25 protein-coding genes and 5 tRNA genes are annotated in these 24,861 nt (G+C 38.4%); 4 read left to right on the top strand and 26 right to left on the bottom strand.

The features are described 5' to 3' along the window. Nucleotides 1-78: 78 nt before the first annotated feature. The 5 genes from tsaA to loaP form a co-directional block, all read right to left on the bottom strand. Nucleotides 79-561, bottom strand: a complete 483-nt coding sequence (tsaA, locus tag DFR58_RS05965; RefSeq protein ID WP_114296894.1) for a tRNA (N6-threonylcarbamoyladenosine(37)-N6)-methyltransferase TrmO — start codon at nucleotides 559-561, stop codon at nucleotides 79-81. A 24-nt stretch (nucleotides 562-585) separates the two neighbouring features. Continuing rightward, on the bottom strand, nucleotides 586-1,353 hold the full coding sequence (locus DFR58_RS05960; protein ID WP_114296893.1) for an alpha/beta fold hydrolase: 768 nt from the start codon (nucleotides 1,351-1,353) through the stop codon (nucleotides 586-588). Nucleotides 1,354-1,402: 49 nt separating this feature from the next. Further along, nucleotides 1,403-2,578, bottom strand: a complete 1,176-nt coding sequence (locus tag DFR58_RS05955; protein WP_114296892.1) for an acyl-CoA dehydrogenase family protein — start codon at nucleotides 2,576-2,578, stop codon at nucleotides 1,403-1,405. Between the two features lie 132 nt (nucleotides 2,579-2,710). Then, entirely contained in the window at nucleotides 2,711-3,478 is a 768-nt protein-coding gene (locus DFR58_RS05950) for a thioesterase II family protein (protein WP_114296891.1), read from the bottom strand. A gap of 199 nt (nucleotides 3,479-3,677) precedes the next feature. Beyond that, nucleotides 3,678-4,199, bottom strand: coding sequence for an antiterminator LoaP (gene loaP, locus DFR58_RS05945; RefSeq protein WP_114296890.1), 522 nt, complete (start codon nucleotides 4,197-4,199; stop codon nucleotides 3,678-3,680). An 853-nt stretch (nucleotides 4,200-5,052) separates the two neighbouring features. Here loaP and DFR58_RS05940 point away from each other — a divergent pair. Beyond that, nucleotides 5,053-6,762, top strand: coding sequence for an IS1634 family transposase (locus tag DFR58_RS05940; RefSeq protein ID WP_114296889.1), 1,710 nt, complete (start codon nucleotides 5,053-5,055; stop codon nucleotides 6,760-6,762). A 409-nt stretch (nucleotides 6,763-7,171) separates the two neighbouring features. On the opposite strand, the gene DFR58_RS05935 is transcribed toward DFR58_RS05940, so the two are convergent. From DFR58_RS05935 to mnmC2, 3 genes are all read right to left on the bottom strand, one after another. Then, nucleotides 7,172-8,416 carry a DEAD/DEAH box helicase gene (locus DFR58_RS05935; protein ID WP_114296888.1) on the bottom strand — a complete coding sequence of 415 codons (1,245 nt, stop codon included), beginning with the start codon at nucleotides 8,414-8,416 and terminating at the stop codon, nucleotides 7,172-7,174. Between the two features lie 109 nt (nucleotides 8,417-8,525). Further along, nucleotides 8,526-9,878, bottom strand: coding sequence for a DEAD/DEAH box helicase (locus DFR58_RS05930; protein WP_114296887.1), 1,353 nt, complete (start codon nucleotides 9,876-9,878; stop codon nucleotides 8,526-8,528). 88 nt (nucleotides 9,879-9,966) lie between these two features. Then, complete coding sequence (gene mnmC2 / locus DFR58_RS05925; RefSeq protein ID WP_114296886.1) at nucleotides 9,967-10,665, bottom strand: tRNA (5-methylaminomethyl-2-thiouridine)(34)-methyltransferase MnmC2; 699 nt, start codon at nucleotides 10,663-10,665, stop codon at nucleotides 9,967-9,969. A gap of 551 nt (nucleotides 10,666-11,216) precedes the next feature. Here mnmC2 and DFR58_RS05920 point away from each other — a divergent pair. Together DFR58_RS05920 and DFR58_RS05915 are read left to right on the top strand one after the other, a co-directional pair. Next, nucleotides 11,217-11,417 (top strand): cold-shock protein, encoded by a 201-nt coding sequence (locus tag DFR58_RS05920; RefSeq protein ID WP_114296885.1) that lies wholly within the window; start codon nucleotides 11,217-11,219, stop codon nucleotides 11,415-11,417. Between the two features lie 185 nt (nucleotides 11,418-11,602). Next, nucleotides 11,603-11,815, top strand: coding sequence for a hypothetical protein (locus DFR58_RS05915; RefSeq protein ID WP_114296884.1), 213 nt, complete (start codon nucleotides 11,603-11,605; stop codon nucleotides 11,813-11,815). A gap of 133 nt (nucleotides 11,816-11,948) precedes the next feature. On the opposite strand, the gene DFR58_RS22145 is transcribed toward DFR58_RS05915, so the two are convergent. From DFR58_RS22145 to DFR58_RS05825, 18 genes are all read right to left on the bottom strand, one after another. Next, nucleotides 11,949-12,155: a hypothetical protein gene (locus tag DFR58_RS22145; protein WP_207659139.1), complete on the bottom strand. Its 207-nt coding sequence runs from the start codon at nucleotides 12,153-12,155 to the stop codon at nucleotides 11,949-11,951. Next, on the bottom strand, nucleotides 12,140-13,075 hold the full coding sequence (locus tag DFR58_RS05905; RefSeq protein ID WP_114296882.1) for an IS1634 family transposase: 936 nt from the start codon (nucleotides 13,073-13,075) through the stop codon (nucleotides 12,140-12,142). The genes DFR58_RS22145 and DFR58_RS05905 overlap by 16 nt, the downstream gene beginning before the upstream one ends. Before the next feature lie 184 nt (nucleotides 13,076-13,259). Further along, nucleotides 13,260-13,334 (bottom strand) — tRNA-Cys (locus DFR58_RS05900). A gap of 18 nt (nucleotides 13,335-13,352) precedes the next feature. Then, nucleotides 13,353-13,427, bottom strand: a tRNA-Gly gene (locus DFR58_RS05895). A gap of 85 nt (nucleotides 13,428-13,512) precedes the next feature. After that, nucleotides 13,513-13,588, bottom strand: a tRNA-Phe gene (locus tag DFR58_RS05890). A gap of 56 nt (nucleotides 13,589-13,644) precedes the next feature. Next, nucleotides 13,645-13,721: transfer RNA gene (locus DFR58_RS05885), tRNA-Asp, on the bottom strand. 5 nt (nucleotides 13,722-13,726) lie between these two features. Beyond that, a tRNA-Val gene (locus tag DFR58_RS05880) sits at nucleotides 13,727-13,802 on the bottom strand. A 174-nt stretch (nucleotides 13,803-13,976) separates the two neighbouring features. Next, nucleotides 13,977-14,873: an Hsp33 family molecular chaperone HslO gene (hslO, locus tag DFR58_RS05875; RefSeq protein ID WP_479722726.1), complete on the bottom strand. Its 897-nt coding sequence runs from the start codon at nucleotides 14,871-14,873 to the stop codon at nucleotides 13,977-13,979. Between the two features lie 137 nt (nucleotides 14,874-15,010). Continuing rightward, on the bottom strand, nucleotides 15,011-15,211 hold the full coding sequence (locus DFR58_RS05870; RefSeq protein ID WP_114296880.1) for a cold-shock protein: 201 nt from the start codon (nucleotides 15,209-15,211) through the stop codon (nucleotides 15,011-15,013). Nucleotides 15,212-15,345: 134 nt separating this feature from the next. Continuing rightward, complete coding sequence (locus DFR58_RS05865) at nucleotides 15,346-15,651, bottom strand: MGMT family protein (RefSeq protein WP_114296879.1); 306 nt, start codon at nucleotides 15,649-15,651, stop codon at nucleotides 15,346-15,348. Between the two features lie 12 nt (nucleotides 15,652-15,663). Further along, entirely contained in the window at nucleotides 15,664-16,413 is a 750-nt protein-coding gene (locus DFR58_RS05860) for a class I SAM-dependent DNA methyltransferase (RefSeq protein WP_242987412.1), read from the bottom strand. Nucleotides 16,414-16,717: 304 nt separating this feature from the next. Next, the gene (locus tag DFR58_RS05855; RefSeq protein ID WP_114296877.1) at nucleotides 16,718-16,903 is read right to left on the bottom strand and encodes an alpha/beta-type small acid-soluble spore protein; all 186 of its coding nucleotides are present in this window, start codon (nucleotides 16,901-16,903) and stop codon (nucleotides 16,718-16,720) included. Between the two features lie 61 nt (nucleotides 16,904-16,964). Next, nucleotides 16,965-18,167, bottom strand: coding sequence for a S41 family peptidase (locus DFR58_RS05850; protein WP_242987410.1), 1,203 nt, complete (start codon nucleotides 18,165-18,167; stop codon nucleotides 16,965-16,967). 184 nt (nucleotides 18,168-18,351) lie between these two features. Continuing rightward, nucleotides 18,352-19,479 carry a murein hydrolase activator EnvC family protein gene (locus tag DFR58_RS05845; protein ID WP_114296875.1) on the bottom strand — a complete coding sequence of 376 codons (1,128 nt, stop codon included), beginning with the start codon at nucleotides 19,477-19,479 and terminating at the stop codon, nucleotides 18,352-18,354. Between the two features lie 30 nt (nucleotides 19,480-19,509). After that, complete coding sequence (gene ftsX / locus DFR58_RS05840) at nucleotides 19,510-20,418, bottom strand: permease-like cell division protein FtsX (RefSeq protein ID WP_242987409.1); 909 nt, start codon at nucleotides 20,416-20,418, stop codon at nucleotides 19,510-19,512. Further along, nucleotides 20,381-21,088, bottom strand: coding sequence for a cell division ATP-binding protein FtsE (ftsE, locus tag DFR58_RS05835; protein ID WP_114296985.1), 708 nt, complete (start codon nucleotides 21,086-21,088; stop codon nucleotides 20,381-20,383). The genes ftsX and ftsE overlap by 38 nt, the downstream gene beginning before the upstream one ends. 51 nt (nucleotides 21,089-21,139) lie before the next feature. Beyond that, nucleotides 21,140-22,267 carry a PucR family transcriptional regulator gene (locus DFR58_RS05830; protein ID WP_114296873.1) on the bottom strand — a complete coding sequence of 376 codons (1,128 nt, stop codon included), beginning with the start codon at nucleotides 22,265-22,267 and terminating at the stop codon, nucleotides 21,140-21,142. Between the two features lie 200 nt (nucleotides 22,268-22,467). Continuing rightward, a complete protein-coding gene (locus DFR58_RS05825; protein WP_114296872.1) occupies nucleotides 22,468-23,580 on the bottom strand; it encodes an ABC transporter ATP-binding protein in 1,113 nt (370 codons plus the stop codon). A 299-nt stretch (nucleotides 23,581-23,879) separates the two neighbouring features. On the opposite strand from DFR58_RS05825, the gene argC reads away from it, so the two are divergent. Then, nucleotides 23,880-24,833, top strand: a complete 954-nt coding sequence (argC, locus tag DFR58_RS05815) for an N-acetyl-gamma-glutamyl-phosphate reductase (RefSeq protein WP_114296870.1) — start codon at nucleotides 23,880-23,882, stop codon at nucleotides 24,831-24,833. Nucleotides 24,834-24,861 lie beyond the last annotated feature (28 nt).

The following is a 24,861-nucleotide window of genomic DNA, read 5'->3' as shown; positions in this document are numbered from 1 at the left end:
CCGCCAAACTTAAGGGTATTTTTGGAAGTTAAAGTTTTAGTTTATATGTATGTATGAATTAATTTTTCAAGCAAACACTCAATCGCTATCCGCAGTCCACCAACCTGTCCATTCCTGCGGAAGCCACTCAGGCACATCTACCTCTTCCACACGGTCACATATTGGGACATATGCCTTCAAATCAATAACTGATGTTCCATCAAAAGAATCAATATTCTTAAGTTGGATAATTCCTTTTTCCTCGTCAATACTGAGTATTTCACAAGTTGTCATTGCAATAGGATTGGGACGATAGGGTGCTCTTGTTGCAAAAACACCGACAATATTTCCCTCGGCATAAGGAGGCCTTGTCCTTAAGGTATTGCGTATATCATTGCCATAAAAATCCTCAGCCCACCATAGTACAATAACATGACTGAATTTATTAAGTTCTTTTAATGCGTCTCTATAATACTCAAGTATTTCCAAGTAAGCACCGCTACCTCCGCCAACCTCATCTTCGGATTTTCTTACAAATCCAATTGGATGTATTTCATATGTAATATCTTTTTCATTTCCCATAATATCTTGTCCTCCTTTGATAAACTACCGAATGCTTTCCAACATTTTCAAGATTGTACCGTTTACTAATTCCGGTTCTTCCGATACAATGTCATGTCCGCTCTTTTCAGTGATAATTTGTACCATATTAGGATAGTCAATCGACCAACTTTTATGCAAAAAGCATTTCATATCAATATCTTCTTTTTTTAAGCCCATAAAATTTTTTTCTACATATCCATAACGGCTTGAGGATATAACAATAACAGGAATGTTATCTGGAAACTTGATTTCTCTGATACAATCGGTATTTTCAAAGTAAGATTCCCATTCCTCTTTAAAGCAACCTTTTGACCTTTGTGCCATCATATCCATTCCACTCATATATGCCTGCCACTCATCTTCAGTCCGTCTATTTTTTACTCCCAACATAAAATCCTCATGAGACGGATCAACTAAAATCATACCCTTGACCTCATCGGTAAACATTGAAGCAAATGCACGACTTACAAAGCCTCCATAAGACGCTGCTACAAGTAAAAATGGAGGCTCTATCCTTGCCTCGAATAGCATGGATTTTAGTTCCCGGGCCATAATTAGTATATTTCTTGGATTCGGACTTTTTTCAGACCTGCCGTTTCCAACTCTGTCATAAGCAATTGACCTTGCTTTTTTCGAAACTTCCATTTGTACAGGACACCATGAACCGAGATTACCACCCATCGCACTTTCAAAAATAACAGTAGGGGTTCCCTGTCCCATCTCCCTCATAAAAAGTTGAAAACCATCTACTTTTATTTTGCACTCAATCATAATTCTGCTAATATATCTCCTGTTTATATATTTTAAGATTTATTTGGCATCAACTGCGTTCCGCTTGCTTTGGCATGCTTTGTCTTCTCTTGCTAAACGCATGTCTGGCAATAAGAACCTGCTGTATTTGTGTACTTCCCTCAACAATTTCCATAATCTTTGCATCTCTCATATATCTGGCAACCGGATATTTAGCGCTGCAACCATTGGCCCCATGAATTTGAACTGCATCGCTGGCTGCCTTGGAAGCGATTGTTGAAGCAAAGTATTTGGCTAAAGATGTTTCCATTATAGACCTTTGATCGCCTGCTTCTCTCAAGTATGCAGCATGCAGACACAAAAGCCTTGCTGCGGTTACATTTGTCATCATATCTGCAATCATCTGTTGAATCAGCTGATGTTCCTTCAAATAAGTATCAAATTGCTTACGCTCGCTTGCATATTTGACACAAGCATCCAAACATCCCTGTGCAAGCCCCACGCATCCCCAAGCTGTGCTATATCTTCCATGGGTCAAGCCATAGTTGGCGACATGTGACAATCCAAAACCAAGTCTTCCAACAATGTTTTCCTTAGGTATCCTACATTCATCAAAATTGAGTTCTGCAAGCATTGAACCTCTGAATCCCAACAGGCCCTTTATAGGCTTGGTTGAAAAGCCCGGAGTATCCCGCTCAACCAAAAAAGCACCGACTTTTCCATCACATTGAGCAAAAACTAAATACAAATTTGCACTTTGCCCAAAAGTAATCCATTTTTTACTACCATTTATTATGTATTCGGAATTATCCTGCATCACGGATGTCTTCATACTTTTCACATCACTACCTATATCAGGCTCCGTTAAAGCAAAAGCAGCTGTAATTTCACCGGATGCCATCCTGGGTAACCAATTATTCTTCTGTTCATCGCTTCCCCATTTAAGTATCGCGCTTGAAACCATACCCTGTACCCCTACAAGATTCCTTATATTGGCACATCCTCTGCCGATTTCTTCATTGAAAAGCCCATAGGAAATCATATCAAAACCCCTACCACCATATTCACGAGGTAATTCAGCCCCCCAGAAGCCTTTTTCAACCATTTTATTTATAATATCAAACGAAATATACTCATTTTGATCAAACGCAGCCGCCAGAGGAACAATTTCTGAGTCAACAAAAGCCCTGAATGCAATTTGATTATTCCCCTGTATTTCAGTTAAATCGAGCGAATATAATTCCATAATCGGTCTCCTTCTATGTTAAATATTGGATAAAGAATTTTTATTTGGTGTTATACTTTGTAAGCAAATTCTGTATTGAATATTACATTCAAATAAACTCTCATTAAGCATTTACATATTGCGATAAATATTTTACAATTTCTTCAACATATTGCCAGTAAGTTTTAGTTCGTTAACTATGCATTGTAATAGTGGTATTTGAGCCTCGCGGAGAAAGAAATGCCCTCCCGGAAACATCTTCATTGAAAATCTATCTGTAGTATACTTATTCCATTCCATCAAACCCTCAATGCTTACTTCAAGATCATCCTCGCCACCAAAGACAGTTATAGGATATTCGAATGGTTCACAACATGAGTACCGATATGTTTCCTCAAGTTCAAGATCTGCTCTCAGAATTGGAATAAAAACATCCATTAATTCCTTATTATTTAAAATAAAATCCGGGGTTCCGTTATATTGACGAATTTTCTCAATAAATTGTACTTGAGGAATATTATGTATTATTTCTTCATCTGGTATATGTGGTGCTGTATTCCCAGAAATAAACAAATGCATCGGTTGAGGATGCATATTTTGTCTTAATTTTTGTGCAAGTTCAAAACAAATTGTAGCCCCAAGACTATATCCAAAAAAAGCATATGGCATGTAAAAATAATCTATAATATCTTTCATTAAGTCATCTACTAAAGGTCCAATACTAGTATACGGCTTTTCACTAAATCTATTTTCCCTTCCCGGAAGCTGAATGGAACATACTTCAATATATTCTGGAAGCTTAGAAATCCATGAATGAAATACAGAGGCAGCTCCACCAGCAAATGGAAAACAAAATAATCGAATACGCGCATTACTATTTGGCTTTTTATTGACTATCCACTTTCTATCAACACTTCTCATTTTATTTTTCCTCTTAGTATAAATAATTTTTATATCATATCACATTTTGTTTTATCAGCTTATAAACAACAGTTTAACTTTATATTACCAATAAACGTCTTAAAATGCTTCCTACACTTAATGCCCAATTCAAATATCTCAATAATACCTTATCCTGTAGCAACGTATTGTAATTACTCACCAATGTAAGATAAATGAACTAGCATTTTTCAACAATCTCAAATCCCATGCGAAATAACCTTTTACAACCCATAAATTCAATCTCAATCCACACTTGTCTTTTATGACGATTTACTTTTTTTATTACACTATCCATACCTTTCAGCGGTCCGCCAATTATTTGTATTCTATCCCCTTCTATAAATACACTTGATAATTCTACACAATTGTTGTTATTGCTTAACCCCAGCAAAACTTGCCTTTCATGTTCTCTCATTGCAATCTCTGTATCAGAGTATTTTAATATACTAATAATATTACGCGAATCACAGATTAAGGTACTTATCTTTTTTCTAAACTCTAAATCGGTTACTTCTGACTCGATAAACACATAACCTGGAAACAAAGGCATTCGCTCCTTCTTTAAGGTTCCATTAGTCTTAAAAAGGATTTCCTGTAGTGGCACAAAAGGCACAAATATTCCTGTATCCAACCTTTTTTTTAAAAATTGCTCAACCTTATATTCCTGACCTGTTTGTACAAAGAGCACATACCAATACATCTATTCTACCTCACAATTTGCTCAATGCAATTCCATAGCTTCGCCCTTTCACTTATCTTACAATATAAGTTACAATGACTTTCATTGTATATTCCTCATCAGAGCTAATGTGACCCACCAGCGATTAACATCCAATAAGTGCCTATTATGCTAACATAATACTTAACATTTACTTAATATCAAGTTTACTTTTATTATGTTTGTGGTATAATAAAAAATAGCAAAGCAAAATAGCATAAAGCTATTGTGCTGCTAACCCATGAATCATTGGTTTCCGCCAAGAAGTTGTATGATTTATGGGTTTTTTGATTTAAATCTTTCCTTGCAACTATCTAATCAACTTAAATTGCTATTAAGTAATATATCCAGGCTTCTACTTTGCATCATTATGTTAACAAAAACAAAAAGGCTTTACCTAACTTAACAAACACCAGTAAGGAAGCCTTATCTATTTAAAACCTAAGCCATATATATATATTCAACTAACAATTCAGTGAATAAGAAATTCCCCCACAATTTTGCTTTGTTCCAACTTTCTATTAAATTCTCTATATACTTTATTTTTATCTTTTTTTAATTATAAACAAGTTCATACTTTCTGTCAATTATTTTTTTTTTTACAAATTGTTGGAATTTGTCGATTTTTGCCTATGCTATTTTATTATTATTTTAAGATACAAATATGTAAATCTTACTTCCTTTTACCACTGTTTTGCAGTTAGTCTTTAAGCTATAGAGCTTGAAACCTAGATAACTAAAAGGATTCAAGCTATTTTCATTTTTATGAATATTTTAGTAGCGTATTTCGGCGTATTATGATATAATATAACTATTAATACTAAGGATGGTTGATATGTATTTAAAGAAAACTCCTCAAAAAAGTGGAAGAATTTATTTATCAATTGTTGATGGATACCGAGATAAGCTAAAAGGCTATTCCCGACAAGTTACAATAGAAAAGATTGGGTATCTGGATGATCTGGAAAAACAGTTTTCCGACCCCATCGCTCACTTCACAAAAAAGGTTGAACAACTAAAAAAAGAGAAGGCTGAGCGAAAAGTCGCATATACTTTTTCTATTGAACCCGACGAAAAAATATCAAAGGACACAATTTACAGAAAAAACTTTGGACATGCGGTTTTGAGTAAGATTTATCACGAATTAGAAATTGATAAATTCATGCTAAGTAGACAGCGCAGTACAAAGCTAGAGTTTGACACAAACAACATTATGAAGCTGCTGACATTCTCCAAGCTTCTAAGACCCGCCTCAAAAAAGAAGACTTTTGAAGAACGAAGCCGATATTTCGAAAAAGAAAATTACACTTTGGACGATGTATATCGCTGCTTGACTTTCTTGAATAAACAAAGTTCAAATCTTCAGCTATGGCTAAATGACCGTATTAAGCAAAATTATGGACGTGATACAAGTCTTGTTTACTATGATGTAACTAACTATTACTTTGAAACAGACTCTATGGACGATTTCAAAACTAAAGGAGTTTCAAAAGAGCATAGGCCAAATCCTATTGTACAAATGGGACTTTTTACAGACAACAACGCACTTCCCATCACTTATCAACTCTTCTCAGGAAATACAAACGATTGTTTAACTTACCGTCCAAACTTCACCAGGATTAAGACAGAATATGGTTTAGGACGGGTGGTTGTTGTGGCTGATAAAGGCATGTGTACAGGAGATAATATTTGGTACACACTATCCGCTAAGGACGGCTATGTTTTTAGCTTGTCTGTCAGAGGTTCCAATAAAGAGATGAAGGACTATGTTTTAAAAGAAGATGGATATGAATGGCTTGGTAGTGAATACAAAAGGAAATCTCGCCTTTATCCTAGAACCATCTGGGTCACTTCAACCTCAGGCAAAAAGATGAAAAAGGTCGTACATGAAAAACAGGTTATCTTTTACAGCGAAAAGTATGACAAACGAGCTAAGGCAGAACGTGCTGGCGTTATTGCCAAAGCACAGGATCTTATCTCCAACCCCGGAAGATATACTAGGAATACCTCCTACGGTGCAGTCAGCTATATTAAGGGAATTGATTTTGATAAAGAAACTGGCGAAATACTTACTCCATCAAAATCTCTCTCATTAGACTGGGATAAAATCAAGGAAGATGAGGCTTTAGATGGTTATTATGCTATAGTTACCAGCGAGCATGAAGAATCAGATGATAGAATTATCGAAATGTACAGAGGACTTTGGAAAATTGAGGAGGCATTTAGAGTTACAAAAAGTGATTTAGAAGCTCGTCCTGTATATGTTTCTAGAGAAGATCATATTAATGCACATTTCCTAACGTGCTTTGTATCCCTTTTGATTGCCAGAATCCTTGAAATGAAAACAGATCGTCGTTACAGTATTGGAAAAATGCTTCAAAGCCTTGATAAATCAGAATGTACACTACTTAAAGCTAATCATTATTTATTTGATTATATTGATGATGTTTTGCTAGATGTCGGAAACAAACTAGATGTTGATTTTTCCTATAGAAGTCGCACTTTGGGGGACATTAAAAAAATTTTAGCAGCTACAAAAAAATGAATTAATTCGCTACAACTTTTTGTAAAAAACGAAAGCCCGCAATCCCTTTTAATCTAAGGGATACGGGCTGTTTTTTATCTCTTTTTGCTGCAAAACTCAGGTTATGATAAGTTTATGTTGTTTCTACGGTACAGTCAAGAGAGATTAACTGTTAAATTGCTTTTTCATCTCCCCTTGTCTCGACTGTCTAATCTCTCAGATTATGATACAATTTAGCATTAATCGAATTCTGCTAAAAAGTATTATTACTGCTAAATTGTTTGAACACCCTTTAAAGTACACCCTATAAAATGGACAGTAAAAAGTTTAGAAACCCTTGTTTGTGGATATTTAGGGGTATAAACTTTAATCAAAGGGTCGAGGCCAAAATGGTGCAAGGTGAGTTGACGAAAAGGATTCATTTTTATAATTATTTTCTTGGTAACTTTCTTCTGCTACTCCTAAAATAACCAATTGAGGCTGGTCTTCCATCAACAGTTTTTCTTGTTTTATCCTTATCTTCTGCCGGTTTCGTTAAAGTTAAGGTATAAGGGTGGTCTTCAATTACAGGTATTGACTTGGATATGAGTTTTTCAATATCTTTCAGATATGGCTTTTCATCCGCATCACAAAAAGAAAGTGCTACTCCACCTAATCCTGCTCTTCCAGTACGTCCAATCCGATGAACATACGTTTCAGGTATATTAGGCAAGTCATAATTAATTACATATGACAATCCTTCCACATCAATTCCCCTGGCAGCTATGTCCGTCGCTACTAAGACCCTTGTCTTTTTGTCTTTGAAATTATTTAATGCCCTTTGTCGTGCTACCTGTGACTTATTCCCGTGAATAGCTTCCGCATTTATCCTTGATTTGGCAAGGTCTTTTACTATTTTATCAGCTCCATGCTTTGTTCGTGAAAACACCAGTGCAGAAGTAATGGATTTGTTTTTTAACAGGTGGATAAGCAGTAGTTTCTTGTCTTTTTTCCCTACAAAATATACTGCTTGCTCAATAATATCAACTGTCGATGAAATAGGAGTAACTGCAACTTTTACAGGATCCGTTAAAATAGAGTCTATCAGCTTTGAAACCTCCAGGGGCATGGTTGCAGAAAATAACATCGTTTGCCTCTTTTTAGGCAAGTGTGATATGATTCTTTTTACATCAACCACAAGCCCCATATCAAGCATGCGGTCTGCCTCATCAAGCACAAAGTACTTTATATGATGAAGGTTTATATATTTCTGATTCATTAAATCAAGTAATCTGCCCGGAGTTGCAATCAGAATATCTACTCCTTCTTCTAATGCATCTGTCTGAGGTTTCTGTGACACTCCCCCGAAAATCACGCTATTTTTAAGACCTAAGTATTGTCCATAAACTGTGAAGCTTTCTCCAATTTGAACTGCCAACTCGCGTGTCGGGGTTAATATTAAGGCCTTAATGCTTCTAAGTTCTTTTGAATCCTTTTGTTCTCCAGAAAGCATTTGCAGTATGGGAATAGCAAATGCTGCTGTCTTTCCGGTTCCGGTCTGAGCGCACCCGACCAGGTCTTTTCCTTCAAGCAGGAGCGGAATAGTCTGTTCCTGTATATCGGTAGGTGCAGTATATCCTTCCGCCAATAGTGCCTCCCGAATTGGCGAAATGAGATTTAATTTATCAAATAACATTTTTTTCTCCTTTTATGATTACCCTTTAAAAGGGTGATATTTCTTTGATTAACATGACATACCCGAATAGACCTGATACTTGGTGGCAATATATATTTTTTGGGTTTCTTTACCGCCCGTTTTCGTACCTGTGCAAAGATTTTCTTTTGCTAGGCTTTTCCCCACTGTTGAGCTTCCTGTTTGATGATGTAGACTTGCCAAATCTGGTTTCTCTTTCAGGTTTTTTACCGTAATTTCTAGCCGAATTTCTATTCCCATAGCTTTGGCTACCACTTTCCGGTATTCTTCTATCTTTGCTCCACTTCCTTGTGCTTCCGCTTACGCCTTCTTTTTTTGCAGATAATTCTTCTGCGGCTATTCTACGTATTTCTAATTTGATTTGAATTCCTTTTTCAATTAACGCTAAAGACTCCTGATCCTTAAGCGTGGCAAAAGTAATTGCTTTGCCTGTCTGTCCTGCTCTCCCAGTACGGCCAATGCGATGTATGTAGCTTTCAGCATCCTCTGGAATATCATAGTTAAATATATGCGTGACCCCTTCAATATCCAGCCCTCTAGCAGCAACATCAGTAGCAACAAGAAAATGTATTTTTGTGTTTCTAAATAACTTCATTACCTTTTCACGTTTTGCTTGAGTTATATCACCATGAAGTTCATCAGTATTATAACCTCTATTCTGCAAAGCTTGATTAAGATTACTTGCACGCCGTTTGGTCCGGCAAAAAATTATTGCCATAAAAGGATTTTCCTCTTCAATAATCTTTACAAGTGCATCTTGTTTTGCTCTATCAGTAGTTTTAATTACAAGCTGCTTAATCCCATCCAGCGTAATATTTTTACTTTGTATATGAACCTGAGCAGGACTTTTCAAATATTGAGCAGCCAATACTCGAACTCCTCTGGACATAGTTGCAGAAAAAAGCATTGTCTGATGCGCTTTGGATGTCTGGCGTATGATCATCTCAATGTCTTTAGAAAATCCCATGTCTAGCATTTGATCTGCTTCATCTAGTACCAAAATTTTTAATTTCTTAAAATCAACGCTGCCCCTTCTAAGATGATCCAACAAACGTCCTGGTGTTCCAATTACAATTTGAATAGAACCTTTTAGCTTTCTAATCTGACTCTCTACATCTTGACCACCATATGCCGCTAATATTTTTATCTCAGTTTCCAAAATTAGCTTTTTGACTTCAGCTGTAATCTGAATTGCCAGTTCCCTGGTAGGTGTTATAATCAAAGCTTGTATAAGAGGTTCAGCTGTATTAATTCGCTGGATAATTGGCAGCAAAAAAGCAAGTGTCTTTCCTGTACCAGTTTGTGCCTGTGCTATAATATCCTTTCCCGCTATTAACTGAGGTATAGACTCTATTTGAACCGATGTCGGTTCAGTGATGCCATTTTTCTTTAAAATATTGTCCAATTCCTGATTAACACCGAGAGAAGAGAAATTTACATCCATATTGTTTTCCTTTCTTGTTTTTGTGTTGTCATTACATATATTCTACAATGCTATTAAATTTTAATCTTCATAATGAGCAACTTCCAACTCAACCTTTCACTCCGTGCAGAACTTCATTTTTCCCACCGCACCCAGGAAGTTTCTTAAGTGTAAAGCCTGCGGATATGAGGGCACTTTTCACAGCACCTGCTACAGTAAAAGTGGCACAGGTGCCTCCCGTTTTTGTCTTTTTCCCAATTCCCGCAAGCAACTCTGGGCGCCATATTGAAGGATTTTTTTTTGGACTGTGCCCATCAAGAAACCAGACATCACAGGGCTTTTCCAAAGCATTCACCATTTCAAGCGCTTCACCTATCCAAAGATTAAGCTCAAGCGTTCCAAATGATTGCTGTATTTTCATTGAATGCCAGCCAGATACCGACATATCAATACTTCGATATGCTTCCACAAGTGTATCAATCCCTTCACCGACCCGATCTTTAAATCCGTTTAGGATATCGAGCATTCTCTCAGGACTCAAGGGATACAATTCAACTGAATTATATTCTATAGAAACATTTTTCAAACCGCTATTCTCCATAAATTCCATAAGTGAAAGTGCCACGCGTCCAGCGCCAAAACCTGTTTCACCAATTATAAAAGGCGTTTTCGATTCTATCCCCATAGTAATCCGCTCAATTAGATTATTATTCCTAAAATAAATCTGTTGCGCTTCGTCCAACGCATTAACCACATCAAAATAGCGATCATCAAACTGCTCATTCACAAGATACGATGGTATTAACATATATCACATTTTCCTTATCCCCAAATAGTTTACATAGTAATTTTACAGGAATAACTTGCGAAGGATTTATTTCAATTTTGCTTCCATCGTATTGGACAATTATTTTATAATTTTTCATTCTGCTCCCTTTTAAAGCTATATTTTTACTACTATTGATATCGAACTATAAATTAGCGATTTCCAGGCACGGTACAAGCTGATATGACACGCCATCATCCCGCCTAGGAAAATTACCTTAAGAGTTCCTTATCTATATATTACCCTAGGCAATTTAGCTTTTATAATAATACTACACTATTTTATTAACTTGTTCAAATTCTAAATACTATTCAACATAAGTATGATCGGTTATTCAAGCACTAATTGTCAAATAGCTATATTTTGTTAGATTATTTGACACATCGTTATATATGTGCTAAACTGAAGAAGTATTTAAAAGTGATAATTATTTGCACATATTTTTGTAAATGATTTAAACATTAAAATCATTTACAAAAATATGTGCTTTTGTTTTTGCAACGAAATATAATATAATCGATGGAGGTACCAACATGAATAATGGTACAGTAAAATGGTTCAACGCAGAAAAAGGATTTGGTTTTATTACCGTGGATGGTGGAGATGATGTATTCGTTCATTTTTCTTCAATCCAGTCAAGTGGCTACAAAAGCTTGGATGAAGGACAAAGAGTGAGCTTTGATATGGAAAAAGGTCAACGTGGTCTGCAAGCAACTAATGTTTATCTTGCTTAAATTTCCGTTGAAAAAAGCTATCTCTTTGTGAGGTAGCTTTTTTGATTTTATGTGTCATATGAGTAATCACATGATACAGATGGAATGGATTGAGATGGTAATCAACAAACTTTGAGAGCTGCACTGAAGGCGCTCTCCTGCCCGAACTTTAATGTAGGAAAAACTATAACGTAGGAGGTATTGAGATGAAATTAAGTGAAATAAAGCCCGAAGATTTATTAACTGTTTTTGATAAGCCAAGTAGAAATATTCGTGAGAGGCAAGGCAAATATGTATCAGGAAATGCTAACTTTCTAACCATTCAATTCCTATATTATAAAGACAGTCTCTCACTATCCGATTTAATGCTGGGAAAAGTTACACTATTTAAAGACAAGGAAGCTGTGACCTTATTCTGATTTCATAGACAGAGAGAATGCCTCCGGATTAATGATTGTAAGTGACTACAATTGCGGGGATAAGTCATATCAATGATTTAAAAATAAAAATTCATTCTGCTTCTCTTATAACCTAAATTCCCGCGAAATTATCCTATACAGGAATAGCTGCAAACCATGATGTTAAATCATCAGCAGAAACACTGCATTCACTCAGAATATCCCTTTGCTTTTTTGTGACCGGGGACAGAAATTTTCTTCCGTCCCTTGTTACAACATACTTAATTTTCCGGAGTTCTTTTAATACTGTAGTAAATGATATGCAGTTGGTACTCATATACTCTTTCAACTTATTCTGCATTCTGAACGGTTTACAATCTCACTTCTATATTTGTCGATTAATTCTTTTGCAAACGAGGAGGAATTTGGAACGCTGACTATAAATCTGGCTCCTGCATCGGTCATGTATTTCAAGTTATCCGCACTGAAGAACCCTCTGTCTAATACATATTTTGCATTTTTACACCCAATCAATTCATTATCTCTCAGCATATACACCAGATGGGTTTTATCTGGCACACTCCCAGGATACATACAATAGTAAAGCGGCAGCATGCTTTCTTGTCCATAATACATTGCAAAATTAGGCTGCGGGAGGCTTTCTTTATCTCTGTTGTAGCCCCACTCCAAAGCCTCAATTCCTGATGAGTAAGACGAAAATGACGTAACATCATAGGCTATGTATTCTGATTGCTTCCTCGCATAAATCCATGTCCTGAAAAAATCCATTCTGCTCTTGTAATCAATGGATTGAAAAACACGGCTGATTTCAGCCGAACCAAGTTTAGTCCCATTGTAGGGATAAACTTCATCATACCAATCTTCATAGTATGACATAACATTACCTTCGCAAAGCATGTACTCCGCCAGCGCTATGATTTTATCAGCATTTTTCGGGAACCTTCTCTTTATGACATCATACAACCCGGTCTCTCTAAACTGGCTATCAATCGCAAAGGTTACTCCACAGCTTTTTATCGATTCAATATCGCTATCTTTCAAAGGATTACTTTTCGCATAAATTTCATAATAGTTCCTGTTAGGAATAAGCATTCCTGTTTCAGCATCAATTTTACCAATAGAAACCCTGTCATTGGTGGGCTTGCCTTTCTCGTTTCTATATATTCGAGTAATGTAATAGACATAGACAACATCCCCACTTTTATATTTTACTATTCCCTGCCCAGGTAACGGAACTTTTACAGAGTTATCTAATGCCATATTGCAACACCTCAGCTTTTAGTGTATAGTATAATTTCGCGGGAATTTAGGTTCTAAAAGTGTTGATTTTACTGGATTTTACGGTTGTATTGTATAATAATTCGGGAATTTAGGTTGATAAAAACACCCGATAAAACAAAAATCCCCAAAAGTCTTGAAATCAAGGCTTTTGAGGATTCTTTTTTGGAGGTGCCACCCAGATTTGAACTGGGGAATAGAGGTTTTGCAGACCTCTGCCTTACCACTTGGCTATGGCACCATAAATATAAAAAAAGTTTGGAGCGGGTTACGCGATTTGAACGCGCGACTTTCACCTTGGCAAGGTGACACTCTACCACTGAGTTAAACCCGCAAATCTATAAAAAAAATTTCCAAGGCCGGAGTCTAACTTTATACTGATGCATCTAAAACTCTACCCTCTGGCTCTTGCTTACTTCTGGTGCCCAGAGCCGGAATCGAACCAGCGACACGAGGATTTTCAGTCCTCTGCTCTACCGACTGAGCTATCTGGGCAAATATAGCGACCCAAAAGGGGGTTCGAGACCCCTTTGTGTCTTTATAAAGTTTTTTGGCGACCCGGAAGGGGCTCGAACCCTCGACCTCCAGCGTGACAGGCTGGCATTCTAACCAACTGAACTACCGGGCCATATTTGGTGGGCACTATAGGGCTCGAACCTATGACCCCCTGCTTGTAAGGCAGGTGCTCCCCCAGCTGAGCTAAGCGCCCCCAATTTGCCGCTGCTCTTACAAGTTAAGCGACAATGAATAGTATACAAAAATATTAATTCAAAGTCAATACCAAAAAACTGTTTATTTTAAAATTAATTTGATAAGACTCTCCATTCCTTCGGAATGCTTTGTATTTCTAGCTTACAGAGAACAGCAACCTATTTTTTTAATTCTACAGCTCGTTTATTAAAGTCCTAAGCTGTTCTTCTGAAAACTGGTACTTGCTGTTGCAGAAATGGCATTGAAGCTCAGCACTGCGCTGCTCCTCCATTATGCTCAGAATTTCGGCCCTTCCAAGGCTTATGAGGTTTCTCTCCATTCTTTCTCTGGAGCAATTGCATAAATAAGCACACCGGCTCTTTGAATTAATTTTGAGATCCTTCTCTCCAAAAATTATATCAAGAATACCCTCAGGAGTTTCTCCATATGCCAGCATAGCGCTTACGGACGGAATAGACGCTATAGTGTTCTCTATATACCTTATCATCTGCTCCTCTGCTCCGGGCATTAATTGTATAATATAGCCTCCCGCATTTATTACGCTTCCGTCTGAATCAATAAGCACACCCAGCGCAACTACAGATGGCACCTGCTCCGACGAGGCAAAGTAATAGGCTATGTCCTCCGCGATTTCACCCGATATAAGGTTCACATATCCTATGTAAGGCTCCTTCAGCCCAAGATCCTTTATGACATTCATATACCCGTTTTTGCCCACAGCCTCTCCTACATTGAGCTTTCCTTCATCACTAAGAGGCAGCTCTACCTGAGTGTTGTGTACGTATCCCCGCGTGTTTGCGTTTGAATCGGATATGACGACAATTCCCCCTAATGGCCCGTCTCCCTTAATCTGTATTGTTATTGTATCTCTTTCGCCTTTCAGCATCTTAGACATGATGGCTGATGCCGTCAAACTTCTGCCCAATGCCGCTGAAGCCACGGGCGAAAGGCCGTGCATCTCTGCAGCCTGCTTTACCATATTTGTGGTTGAAGCCGCAAAAGCTCTTACGGTGCCGCCAGCAGCAGTAGCCGAAACAATATAGTCCTCCATCTGAACTTTTCCTTTCATCCCAATATATCGAAAACCCCGGTACATATATGTACCGGGGTAATTACTGGCTATTCAAATCTATGTTAAAGTCTTATTAAACTTTAAATTACATAGCATTCTGAACATCACAGTCTGCGGTTCCTTAGCACCTTCAACTACGCCCTCTGAACATTTGCAGCCTGCGGTCCCTTAGCACCTTCAACCACATCAAACTGAACCTCTGTTCCTTCTTCCAATGTCTTAAAGCCTTCCATTGTTATAGCTGAAAAATGTACAAAAACATCGTTTCCTCCATCTCTCTCAATGAAGCCAAAACCCTTTTCAGCATTGAACCATTTTACTCTTCCTGTTTCCATTCTTGCATTCCTCCTGAATAATTACTATGGTTTGGTATGTAATTTACTTTTTACCAAACATCTAAAAGTGTAACACATAAACCAACTGCTTGTCAATCAAATAATTTTGATGTTTATGTTAACGCTTGTTTATATTAAAACTTCCATAGATACTTCTCCAAATTTATTGTGCCCATATTATCAAATGCTATTCCCTCTTGCTCAAGCATTTTTTTCTGAATTTCGCTTCCTCCGAAAGCGAAGCCGCCGCTCAATTCTCCCTTTCTGTTCACAACCCTGTGACACGGCACAACGCCGAAATACGGATTTGAATGCAGCGCCCATCCGACAACCTTAGCGCTTCTCGGACGTCCAATTAATTTTGCTATCTGTCCGTAGGTTGATACTTTTCCCTTTGGAATATTTTTAACAGCCTCATACACCTCTTCAAAAAAACCCATAAAGTCCCCCTTTTATTTATTACAAATTTTTTTGCTCACAAAAAAAATTCTCTCGCTTTTAGAGTGAGGAGGATTAAATGTCAGGCTGTCAAATATACTTACGGTCTTTAGTCCTCCAAAGCTTAACATGCTCTCAATTTCACTGACTGAATATGCCCTTTGGGAATGAACCTCCTCACACTTTTCAAACAACTCTCCTCTTCTGATAAAAAAAGTCAGATCAAATATACACTGTCTCTTTTTCGCCTCATAGCTATTCTGCCATATATATGCCGCGTCATCTCCTATATCATAATATAAATTATTCCCTAGTATATCCTTAAGCTTATAGCAGCTATTTATATCAAAAATAAACAGTCCTTCGGGATTTAAGTAGTTTGCAACAAGCTTGAATATTTTCTTCACATCATTTTTTGCTGTAATATAGTTTACGCTGTCCATAAGGCATACTATAGCATCAACCGTTCCATACAATTCAAAATCCCTCATGTCCTGATTAAGGTACAGGATATTGTCAAGCCCCTTTTTAATAGATTTCTCTCTTGCACAGGACAGCATATCAGGAGATATGTCTATCCCTATCATATCAAATCCCTTTTGTGCCATTTCAATGCAGAAATTACCCGTTCCACATCCCAAATCCAATACCAGAGAAGGACTTACTTCATTTTTTTTAAATATGTCCTGTATATAACAGACCCATTTTTCATAATCAACGTCGTACATTAATTTATCATATATATAAGCAAAGCCTCTATACATATTTCTACCTCACAATTGTATTTTATAAGCACAAGCAGTATATCTTTCATCAAATACAGCCTGCCCTTTTATATATGTATCGATAAAGATTTTATATTGAGGATATAACTTGATGGAAGAAATTTTTTTCACCCGTAAGGAATACATCTAAGAAAAGCGCCTGATGACATACCCGTGAGACATTTCCCCGCAAGGCGTCTTTTCGTTGCTATTAAAAATTTCTGTAAGCAATTATATCCTCTATGTTTGTAAAATCTTTATCGTGTCCTATATAATTATAAATTATAATACAAAAGCCAGCAATTTATATTTGCTGACTCTTATCAATTTGCATTAGCTTTTTTCTCTTAGTCATAAGCCCGCCTATTCTGCCTGTCTCTTTAGCGGTCAGGCTTTTCCATCCCGACTGCTTTACCTTCTCAAACAGCCCCAGCTCAGAAGCAATTTCGTATTTAAGCTTCAGTTCCTTTTCATTTTCCTTTTTTTCCATATCTCCACCTCCTGCAAAGTAGTTTATGGAAAAAAATTTTTTTTATACACAGTGTGATACACTATCGCCTCAATTCGCTCTCCGCCAATTCAAGCGCCTTGCTAAGCTGCAAATCATCCTCCTGCGGGATATTTGAAACAGGGGTGCTCCGATACTTTTCATCCTGCAGCACCTCTATGTCCGGATCAATGCCCTTTCCCTGTATACATACCCCCGACGGAGTAAAATATCGCTGTACCGTAACTTTAAGCCCGGAGCCGTCCTCAAGATTGAATGATGCCTGCACAAGCCCCTTTCCATAAGTTCTGGTGCCCACCAGAGTTCCCCTTTTATTGTCCTTAATCGCTCCTGCAAGAATTTCCGACGCACTTGCGCTGTTTCCGTTTACAAGGACTATTACAGGCATATTCAACTGCTTTGCGTCTGAGTATTTGTATTCCTTTTTTTGGTCTTTATCCTCGGTATACACTATTGTGCATTTAGGGAGAAGCATATCCGCTATAGACACCACCTGATTGTAATAACCGCCGGGATTATCCCTTACATCTATAACCAGTCCACGCATACCCTTTTGGGTAAGTGAATCAATATTATCCTTAAAATACCTTGCTATTTCACTGTCGAACTTAATAATTCTTATATACCCTATGTTATCAGACAGCATTCTGCTGTTTATATTTTCCTCCTTTATGCGCCTCCTTGTAATATGAAGCTCAATAAGGTTACTCTCAGAGGGCCTTAGAACTGCCAGCTGCACCTCCGTCCCCTCTTTACCCTTAATCATTTTTATAATTGTGTCCTCTTCCTCGTCGCTTACATCCTTACCATCCACCTTTACTACCTTATCTCCGGGTAAAACTCCCGCAGCCTTTGCAGGAGATCCCTCAAAAACCTCCATTACGGTTAAAAGCCCATCGCTGGCTGTGTGTACCATAACCCCAATGCCCACAAAGCTTCCTGTTAAGTCCTGCTGAAACATTTGCCACTTATCCTTGCTGAAATAAGAGGTATACCTGTCTCCCATTGCACCGGCCATCCCTGATATTGCGCCCTCGATAAGGGTATTGTCGTCAACGTTTTCATAATATTGGGATTTTAATATTTCACGCACGCTGTTAAATTTGCTTACAGCGGTTTTGCTGACCGATTTATTGTCAAAGGTTATTCCCGGAGGATTAACCCGTAGCCAGCCCGCAAATACCAATACTGAAATGCCAAAAGAAATCACTGCCGTTGCTGCTACAAGCAAAACCTTATTCGTCAAATCTTTATTATTCTTGTACAATAAGCAAACACTCCCTCTGCTCTTTGTTCTTTTCTTAAAGCTAAAAAAGTTAAATGTACCGTTAACCCTGCTTTTAAATTATATGCTCCCGTAAATACTATTAAACCCGGAATTTATTCCGGGTTTATATTGTATGATATAAAATTAATGTGCAATTTATGTACTATTTCCCCTTTAAATAGCTTATGGGGTCTGTGCTGGCACCATCCTTTATTACCTCAAAATGCAGATGAGGACCGGTTGACCAGCCTGTGGAGCCAACCTTCGCTATTGTCTGTCCCGTTTCCACCTTGTCTCCCACACCGACAAGCAGCTTGCTGCAATGCCCGTATAACGTGGCTATTTTCCCTCCGTGATCAATAACCAGCATGTTTCCATAAGCCGTATCCCATTCAGCCTTAATAACAGTTCCATTTGCTGCGGCAGTTATTGACGCTCCGCTTTTTGCACCTATATCAATTCCTGTATGTACCTTATATTTTTTAAGTATAGGGTGAAGCCTGTTGCCGTATCCTGAGGTAATTGTAGTAGAGCTTGGAACAGGCCATTTCATGACGCCGCCGGTGTACTTGCCCGCGCTCATCAGCTTTTCAATCTGCTTGTTTATCTCCTTAGAGCGTTTTTGCAGCTCATCCTCTCTCTTTTCCAGAAGCTCCAACGCAACCTCATATTTTTGAATATCCTTGTCGGTATCGGCTCTTGATATCTTTATCTGAGTTATTGCAGTTTGCTTCTCCCTGACCTTCTTCAAGGTAAGGAGCTTTTCTTCTTCCTTCCTTTTCTTCTTGGAATCGAGATCCTTCTTTGCATTTTCCAGATTGTCTACAATCAGCTTATCATTTTTTGATATGGCAGAGATAAGCTCAAGCCTTTCAAAAAAATCCGTCATGCTTTTTGACTCTATAAGAGTCTGAAGATAGGATGTGCTTGAATTCTCATACATTACCCTAATGCGTGTCTTTAAAAGCTCCCTTTGGTTATTGTACTCCTGCTCGCACTCACTGTAGCTTCTCTCAAGCTCTGTCAGCACAGCCTCAAGCTCTTCCTTCTCGGTCTTAAGCTTCTGATATTCCTTTTCTCTGTTCTGCTGCTGATTCTCCAGATACTGCTTTTCCTTTTTCTTGTCCTGTATGCTGTCCTTTATTTTGCCCTTTTCACCGTTTATAGAATTTAACTGGCTTTTAACATCGTTCTTTTGCTTGTTGTAATCAGACAGTTGATCTGCCCGTACAGGCAGAACCCACACCAATGATATTGAAATAATCAAAACCCACAGAATCCCTCTTCTCATTAGTTAACCCCCCGTTTTACCAATTCTATTCTATACCTGCAGATATTTTCTTATAGATATGAAGCTCCCTACCGCTCCTACGGCCACTCCTATTAAACAATAAATCCCCACAATCTGGATGGCTATGTCTTTAATCCCTACTATTTTTATTATATCTACTCCTATTTTAGCCATATCCTCGGTAATCCTGCCCTCAAGCGCATTATACCCATAACCCACAACCGCAAATGCAAAGACAGCACCCACAATCCCTATTATAACACCTTCCACTATAAAAGGCCAGCGGATAAACCAGTCTGTGGCACCTATATATTTCATGATATTGATTTCTCTTCTTCTGGCAAACACCGTAAGCTTAATGGTGTTGGATATTATCAGCATGGATACCAGAAGCAATATCCCCAGCAAGAGGCTGCTTATAAGGGGTATCCAGTATGTAATTCGGGAAATAAAATCAATGGCCTGCTGAGGATAGGATACCTTTTCCACACCGCTTAAGCCCCTGTAGTGCTCTACAACCTCACGGCTTTTTGAAGAGTCCTCAAGCTTTATGATATAGGAAACAGGCATTATGCTTTCGTCAAGGCCCTCCAATACCGACTCCTTACCGTCAAACATTTCTGTTTTGACCTTTTCAAAAGCCTCCCTCTTGCTTACTGCCTTGTATTCGCGGACATACGGGTTGCCCTTTATGTCCTCCTCTATTATATTTATTTGGGTTTCGTCCAGCTCAAGGTAACAGAAAACCTGTATCTCAGGCTGCTCCTCAAGAGTTCTGATGTTATGCCTTAAATTTACCGCCGCCAGAAAAAATACTCCGAATATGATAAGAGAGGCTGTAATTATGCTAAGTGAAGCCAGCGACATAAGCTTATTCTTATAAGCGTTTATAAAGCCTTCCTTAATTATGTATTTGGTAGTTCTTATCTTCATCGCCATATAATCCTTTCTGCTGATCCCTCACTAATATACCCTTGTCGAGCACTACCACCCTCTTCCTCATGGCATCCACAATATATTTCTCATGGGTTGCTATAACTACCGTAGTGCCCCTCTGATTTATTTCGTTTAAAAGCCTCATTATTTCCCATGAGTTTTCAGGATCGAGATTCCCCGTAGGCTCGTCGGCAACAAGAAGAGACGGATTATTAACCAGTGCCCTCGCCAAAGCCACCCTCTGCTGCTCACCCCCCGAGAGCTGACCCGGATAAGCATTGGCCTTCCTGCTTATTCCCACGAGTGCAAGAGCCATAGGCACCTGCCTTCTTATCTCTTTTGGAAGAGCCTCTACAATCTGCATGGCAAACGCAACGTTTTCATAAACCGTCTTTCCCGGCAAAAGCCTGAAATCCTGAAAAACAATACCCAGACTTCTTCTAAGCACGGGGATGTCCTTCCTTCTCATCGCCGATACCTCATAGCCGTTTATAAAAACATCTCCCTCGGTAGGATTCTCCTCCTTTAAAATCATCTTTATAAGAGTGGACTTGCCAGAACCGCTTGAACCGATAATAAAAGCAAATTCACCCTTGTTTATCTTAACGCTTACATTCTTGAGCGCTACTGTTCCGTTAGGATATCTTTTTGTAACATTCTTAACCTCTACCACCTTTGAATACACCCCGATTATTAAAATATAAAAGCACCTGCTTTTTAAGATTTAAAGGTTCTCTCCGTCTTCAGCTTCCTTCAGGCCGTCCATTTGCAGAACAGCCTGTCCCTTATCCAGATACCTCTTTACCAGCATTGCAAATTTTAAAATTATAGCATCATCAAATTTTGTTATATCAAGCCCTGTCACCTTCTGAATTTTGTCCATCCTATACACAAGAGTATTCCTGTGTACAAACATTTGCCTTGAAGTCTCACTCACATTGAGATTATTCTCAAAAAACTTTTGAATAGTTAATATATATTCTGCGTCAAGAGACTCAAACGAGCCATTTTTAAACACTTCTTTGAGAAAAAGCCTGCAAAGCTGCTCAGGCAGTTTATAAATGAGCCTTCCTATCCCCAGGTTATTATAGTTTATAATATACTTGTCATTTTCAAATATTGCCCCTACCTTAAGCGCAGTCTGAGCCTCCCTAAAGGAGCGTCCTATATCCATTATGCTGTCTACTGCCGTGCCTATCCCTATCATAGCCTTGACCATGGATTCTGTGTTTAACGTATCGACAATAGCCTGAGCAATTTTATCCGTTTCCTTAAAGTCCTCGTTATTCTTTATCTCCTTTATCAGTACAATGTTCTCGTCATCAAGCACTATAATAAAATCCTTAAGCCTGTTTGGAAAGAGCTCCTGTATTACTTCATGGGCATATACCTCCTGGTTTTTACCAGTATTTATAAGAAACACCGTCCTCCAGGCATTGTGCATTATATGCAGCTCTTTAGCCTTTATCTGAACATCTCCCGCCAGAATTCTTCCGTTTATAACATTTTTAAGGAAATTGCTCCTGTCAAATTTTTCGTCATAATAGGTCTTTATGTTTATAATATTAATAGCCATCAGAGAAAGATATTTTTGGCTCATCTCGCTATTCGACAAAATAAAGGCTATAAACTCAAGCTTTCCCTTTATATAAATCTTCTTGAATGAAATATTGTCTATAACAACCAAATCATCCTTGGAGCTAATAACGCTTTGTATCAAGCTATCCTCCTGCCCGATTCTGCTCTCGCTGGAACAGGCGATAACAAGGCCGGAATCATTTATAAGTCCAACTTCCTCATCTATTATCTCCTGAACCTGGCACATCAAATTTTGAAAAAGTTTTTTAGACAAAAGCTGCTCCTCCAGTTTCACGGTTTACGGCCCGCAGCTTAAATTTAGAACCTCAATTTAGTATATTAAATCCTAAGCTTCAGACCGATTACAGATAACCTTAACATATTCATAATTAATTATACACTAAAAAACCAAAAGAGGAAGATAAAATTTTATCTTCCTCTTCATATAATATAATATAATTTTATTTTGTAATTTTAGTTAATTATTATTCTCTCAGTTTCCTTGTCAAATAAGTGTATCTTGTTCATGTCAAATGCCAGCTTTATTTTTTCTCCCGCCTTAGCCTTTATCCTTGGATTTACCTTTGCGATAAAGTCAGCGCCGTTAACAACAATGTACAGCAGCGTCTCGGAACCAAGCATTTCCACGAGCGATATGTCGGCGTCAACTACGCCGTCCGGCATTGACTGGAGGAATACCTCCTCGTCATGTATATTCTCGGGTCTTATACCCATAATCACTTCTTTTCCTATATAAACGCTCCCTTCAAGCTTTTTAGCCTTTCCTTCGGGAAGCTTTACGTCATCCTTTCCGAAGAGAAGATGCAGCTCATCTCCGCGCTTTACAAGCTGTGCGTTCATAAAGTTCATCTGAGGGCTTCCTATAAAGCCTGCGACAAACAAATTGTTGGGCCTGTCATATATAGCCGTAGGGGTGTCAACCTGCTGAATAAAGCCGTCCTTCATAACAACTATTCTGGTACCCATCGTCATGGCCTCAGTCTGGTCATGCGTAACGTATACGAAGGTTGTCTGAAGTCTCTGGTGCAGCTTGCCTATCTCACTTCTCATCTGAACCCTTAACTTTGCGTCAAGGTTTGACAGAGGCTCGTCAAGCAGGAATACCTTTGGCTCACGTACCATTGCACGGCCTAAAGCAACCCTCTGCCTCTGGCCTCCTGACAAAGCCTTGGGCTTTCTGTCCAGCAAATGCTCTATACCAAGAATCTTTGCCGCCTCGCCTACCCTTCTCTTTATCTCATCCTTTGGAGTCTTTCTAAGTTTCAATCCGAAAGCCATGTTATCAAATACAGTCATATGAGGATACAACGCATAGTTTTGGAAAACCATTGCTATATCTCTGTCCTTGGGCTGAACATCATTTACAAGCTTATCCCCAATATAAAGCTCACCTTCCGATATTTCTTCCAAACCGGCGATCATTCTTAGAGTAGTAGTCTTTCCGCATCCTGAAGGTCCTACCAGAACAATAAACTCCCTGTGCTCGATGTCCAAGTTGAAATCATTTACAGCAATAACTCCGCCCTCGTACTTTTTATAGATATTTTTCAATTTTAAACTTGCCATTTTTTCCCCTCCTATTTTTTTTACCAACACGGCTAGTATATACACCTATAATATATCATTTCTCAACTTTATCAACCAGTACATTTTTAAACAAAATTGATTTTTTGTATTTAGTAACATTGCATAAAATGCCCTCACACAGCTTTTGAATAATATCCTTACAATATTTTTTAGTTTTCCCTTGAATTTTTATGCACTCAATTGTATAATTATAAATTATTGCTGCTTTAAGCTGTATAGCGCGCAGTAAAGCATTTTTATTTTTTACCGGCAATTATGCCGACAGGAGGTTTTATTTAATGAAGCATAAAATATTTGTAGACGGACAGGAGGGCACCACAGGCCTTAAGATAAATGAGAGACTCAACCTGCGTGATGATGTGATCATTCTCAAAATAGACCCCCAAAAAAGAAAGGATACCAGCGAGCGCAAAAGGCTGTTAAACGAAGCTGATATAGTTTTCCTGTGTCTTCCTGATGCTGCTGCCAGAGAATCCGTTTCCCTTGTGGAAAACGACAGAACGCGGATAATAGATGCAAGCACGGCTCACAGAACCGACGACAGATGGGCATACGGTCTTGCTGAGCTAAGTGCGGAGCACCGCAAACGCATTAAATCCTCCATGAGGGTTTCAGTGCCGGGCTGCTTTGCCACAGGCTTTAATGCTGCCGTGTACCCCCTTGTAAAAGAGGGAATAATTCCTTCGGATTACCCTTTAACCTGCCATTCGGTAAGCGGCTACAGCGGAGGCGGCAAAAAGCTTATAGAGCAATATGAGGATATTACGGAAAATTCCGAACGTCTTAAGAGTCCCCGCTTTTATTCACTGGGGCTCACCCACAAGCATTTACCTGAAATGCAGAAGGTATGCTCGCTGGATTTTGCTCCATTATTCACTCCTATTGTAAGCTGCTTTTATCAGGGAATGTCTGTGGCTGTTCCTATTATGCCAAGGCTTCTTCCCAAAAGGCTTGGTGCCGCTGAGCTGCAGGAATTCTTTTCGGATTATTATAAGAATGAGCATTTTATAAGGGTAATGCCTTATAACGCTGAAAGCAATCTCGATAACGGATATTTGGGAGCAGAGGAGTGCAACGGTACCAATTACCTGCATCTTTTTGTTTTTGGAAACGACGACAGGATACTTCTTCTTTCAAGGCTTGACAACTTAGGAAAGGGAGCGTCCGGTGCCGCGGTACAGAATATGAATATAATGCTTGGAATAGATGAGAAAAAAGGCTTGGATTTTTAAGTATTTCGTTTAATATATAGGATGCAAT

It is taken from the genome of Anaerobacterium chartisolvens (assembly GCF_003337415.1).
GTDB classification, from domain to species: Bacteria; Bacillota; Clostridia; order Acetivibrionales; family DSM-27016; genus Anaerobacterium; species Anaerobacterium chartisolvens.
Note: the sequence above shows the minus strand (reverse complement) of the source record. Positions and strands in the feature narration are given on the sequence as shown.

What these genes read in the sequence shown, in the direction of transcription:
- DFR58_RS05950 (WP_114296891.1), bottom strand. Translation starts at nt 3,478, where the DNA reads ATGAGAAGTGTTGATAGAAAGTGGATAGTCAATAAAAAGCCAAATAGT.
- DFR58_RS05920 (WP_114296885.1), top strand. Translation starts at nt 11,217, where the DNA reads ATGAATAATGGTACAGTAAAATGGTTCAACGCAGAAAAAGGATTTGGT.
- DFR58_RS05865 (WP_114296879.1), bottom strand. Translation starts at nt 15,651, where the DNA reads ATGGGTTTTTTTGAAGAGGTGTATGAGGCTGTTAAAAATATTCCAAAG.
- argC (WP_114296870.1), top strand. Translation starts at nt 23,880, where the DNA reads ATGAAGCATAAAATATTTGTAGACGGACAGGAGGGCACCACAGGCCTT.
- DFR58_RS05845 (WP_114296875.1), bottom strand. Translation starts at nt 19,479, where the DNA reads ATGAGAAGAGGGATTCTGTGGGTTTTGATTATTTCAATATCATTGGTG.
- DFR58_RS22145 (WP_207659139.1), bottom strand. Translation starts at nt 12,155, where the DNA reads ATGCAGAATAAGTTGAAAGAGTATATGAGTACCAACTGCATATCATTT.
- DFR58_RS05855 (WP_114296877.1), bottom strand. Translation starts at nt 16,903, where the DNA reads ATGGAAAAAAAGGAAAATGAAAAGGAACTGAAGCTTAAATACGAAATT.
- mnmC2 (WP_114296886.1), bottom strand. Translation starts at nt 10,665, where the DNA reads ATGTTAATACCATCGTATCTTGTGAATGAGCAGTTTGATGATCGCTAT.
- loaP (WP_114296890.1), bottom strand. Translation starts at nt 4,199, where the DNA reads ATGTATTGGTATGTGCTCTTTGTACAAACAGGTCAGGAATATAAGGTT.
- DFR58_RS05940 (WP_114296889.1), top strand. Translation starts at nt 5,053, where the DNA reads ATGTATTTAAAGAAAACTCCTCAAAAAAGTGGAAGAATTTATTTATCA.
- hslO (WP_479722726.1), bottom strand. Translation starts at nt 14,873, where the DNA reads ATGAAAGGAAAAGTTCAGATGGAGGACTATATTGTTTCGGCTACTGCT.
- ftsX (WP_242987409.1), bottom strand. Translation starts at nt 20,418, where the DNA reads ATGGCGATGAAGATAAGAACTACCAAATACATAATTAAGGAAGGCTTT.
- DFR58_RS05915 (WP_114296884.1), top strand. Translation starts at nt 11,603, where the DNA reads ATGAAATTAAGTGAAATAAAGCCCGAAGATTTATTAACTGTTTTTGAT.
- DFR58_RS05960 (WP_114296893.1), bottom strand. Translation starts at nt 1,353, where the DNA reads ATGATTGAGTGCAAAATAAAAGTAGATGGTTTTCAACTTTTTATGAGG.
- DFR58_RS05955 (WP_114296892.1), bottom strand. Translation starts at nt 2,578, where the DNA reads ATGGAATTATATTCGCTCGATTTAACTGAAATACAGGGGAATAATCAA.
- DFR58_RS05930 (WP_114296887.1), bottom strand. Translation starts at nt 9,878, where the DNA reads ATGGATGTAAATTTCTCTTCTCTCGGTGTTAATCAGGAATTGGACAAT.
- tsaA (WP_114296894.1), bottom strand. Translation starts at nt 561, where the DNA reads ATGGGAAATGAAAAAGATATTACATATGAAATACATCCAATTGGATTT.
- DFR58_RS05935 (WP_114296888.1), bottom strand. Translation starts at nt 8,416, where the DNA reads ATGTTATTTGATAAATTAAATCTCATTTCGCCAATTCGGGAGGCACTA.
- DFR58_RS05905 (WP_114296882.1), bottom strand. Translation starts at nt 13,075, where the DNA reads ATGGCATTAGATAACTCTGTAAAAGTTCCGTTACCTGGGCAGGGAATA.
- DFR58_RS05825 (WP_114296872.1), bottom strand. Translation starts at nt 23,580, where the DNA reads ATGGCAAGTTTAAAATTGAAAAATATCTATAAAAAGTACGAGGGCGGA.
- DFR58_RS05860 (WP_242987412.1), bottom strand. Translation starts at nt 16,413, where the DNA reads ATGTATAGAGGCTTTGCTTATATATATGATAAATTAATGTACGACGTT.
- DFR58_RS05870 (WP_114296880.1), bottom strand. Translation starts at nt 15,211, where the DNA reads ATGGAAACAGGAAGAGTAAAATGGTTCAATGCTGAAAAGGGTTTTGGC.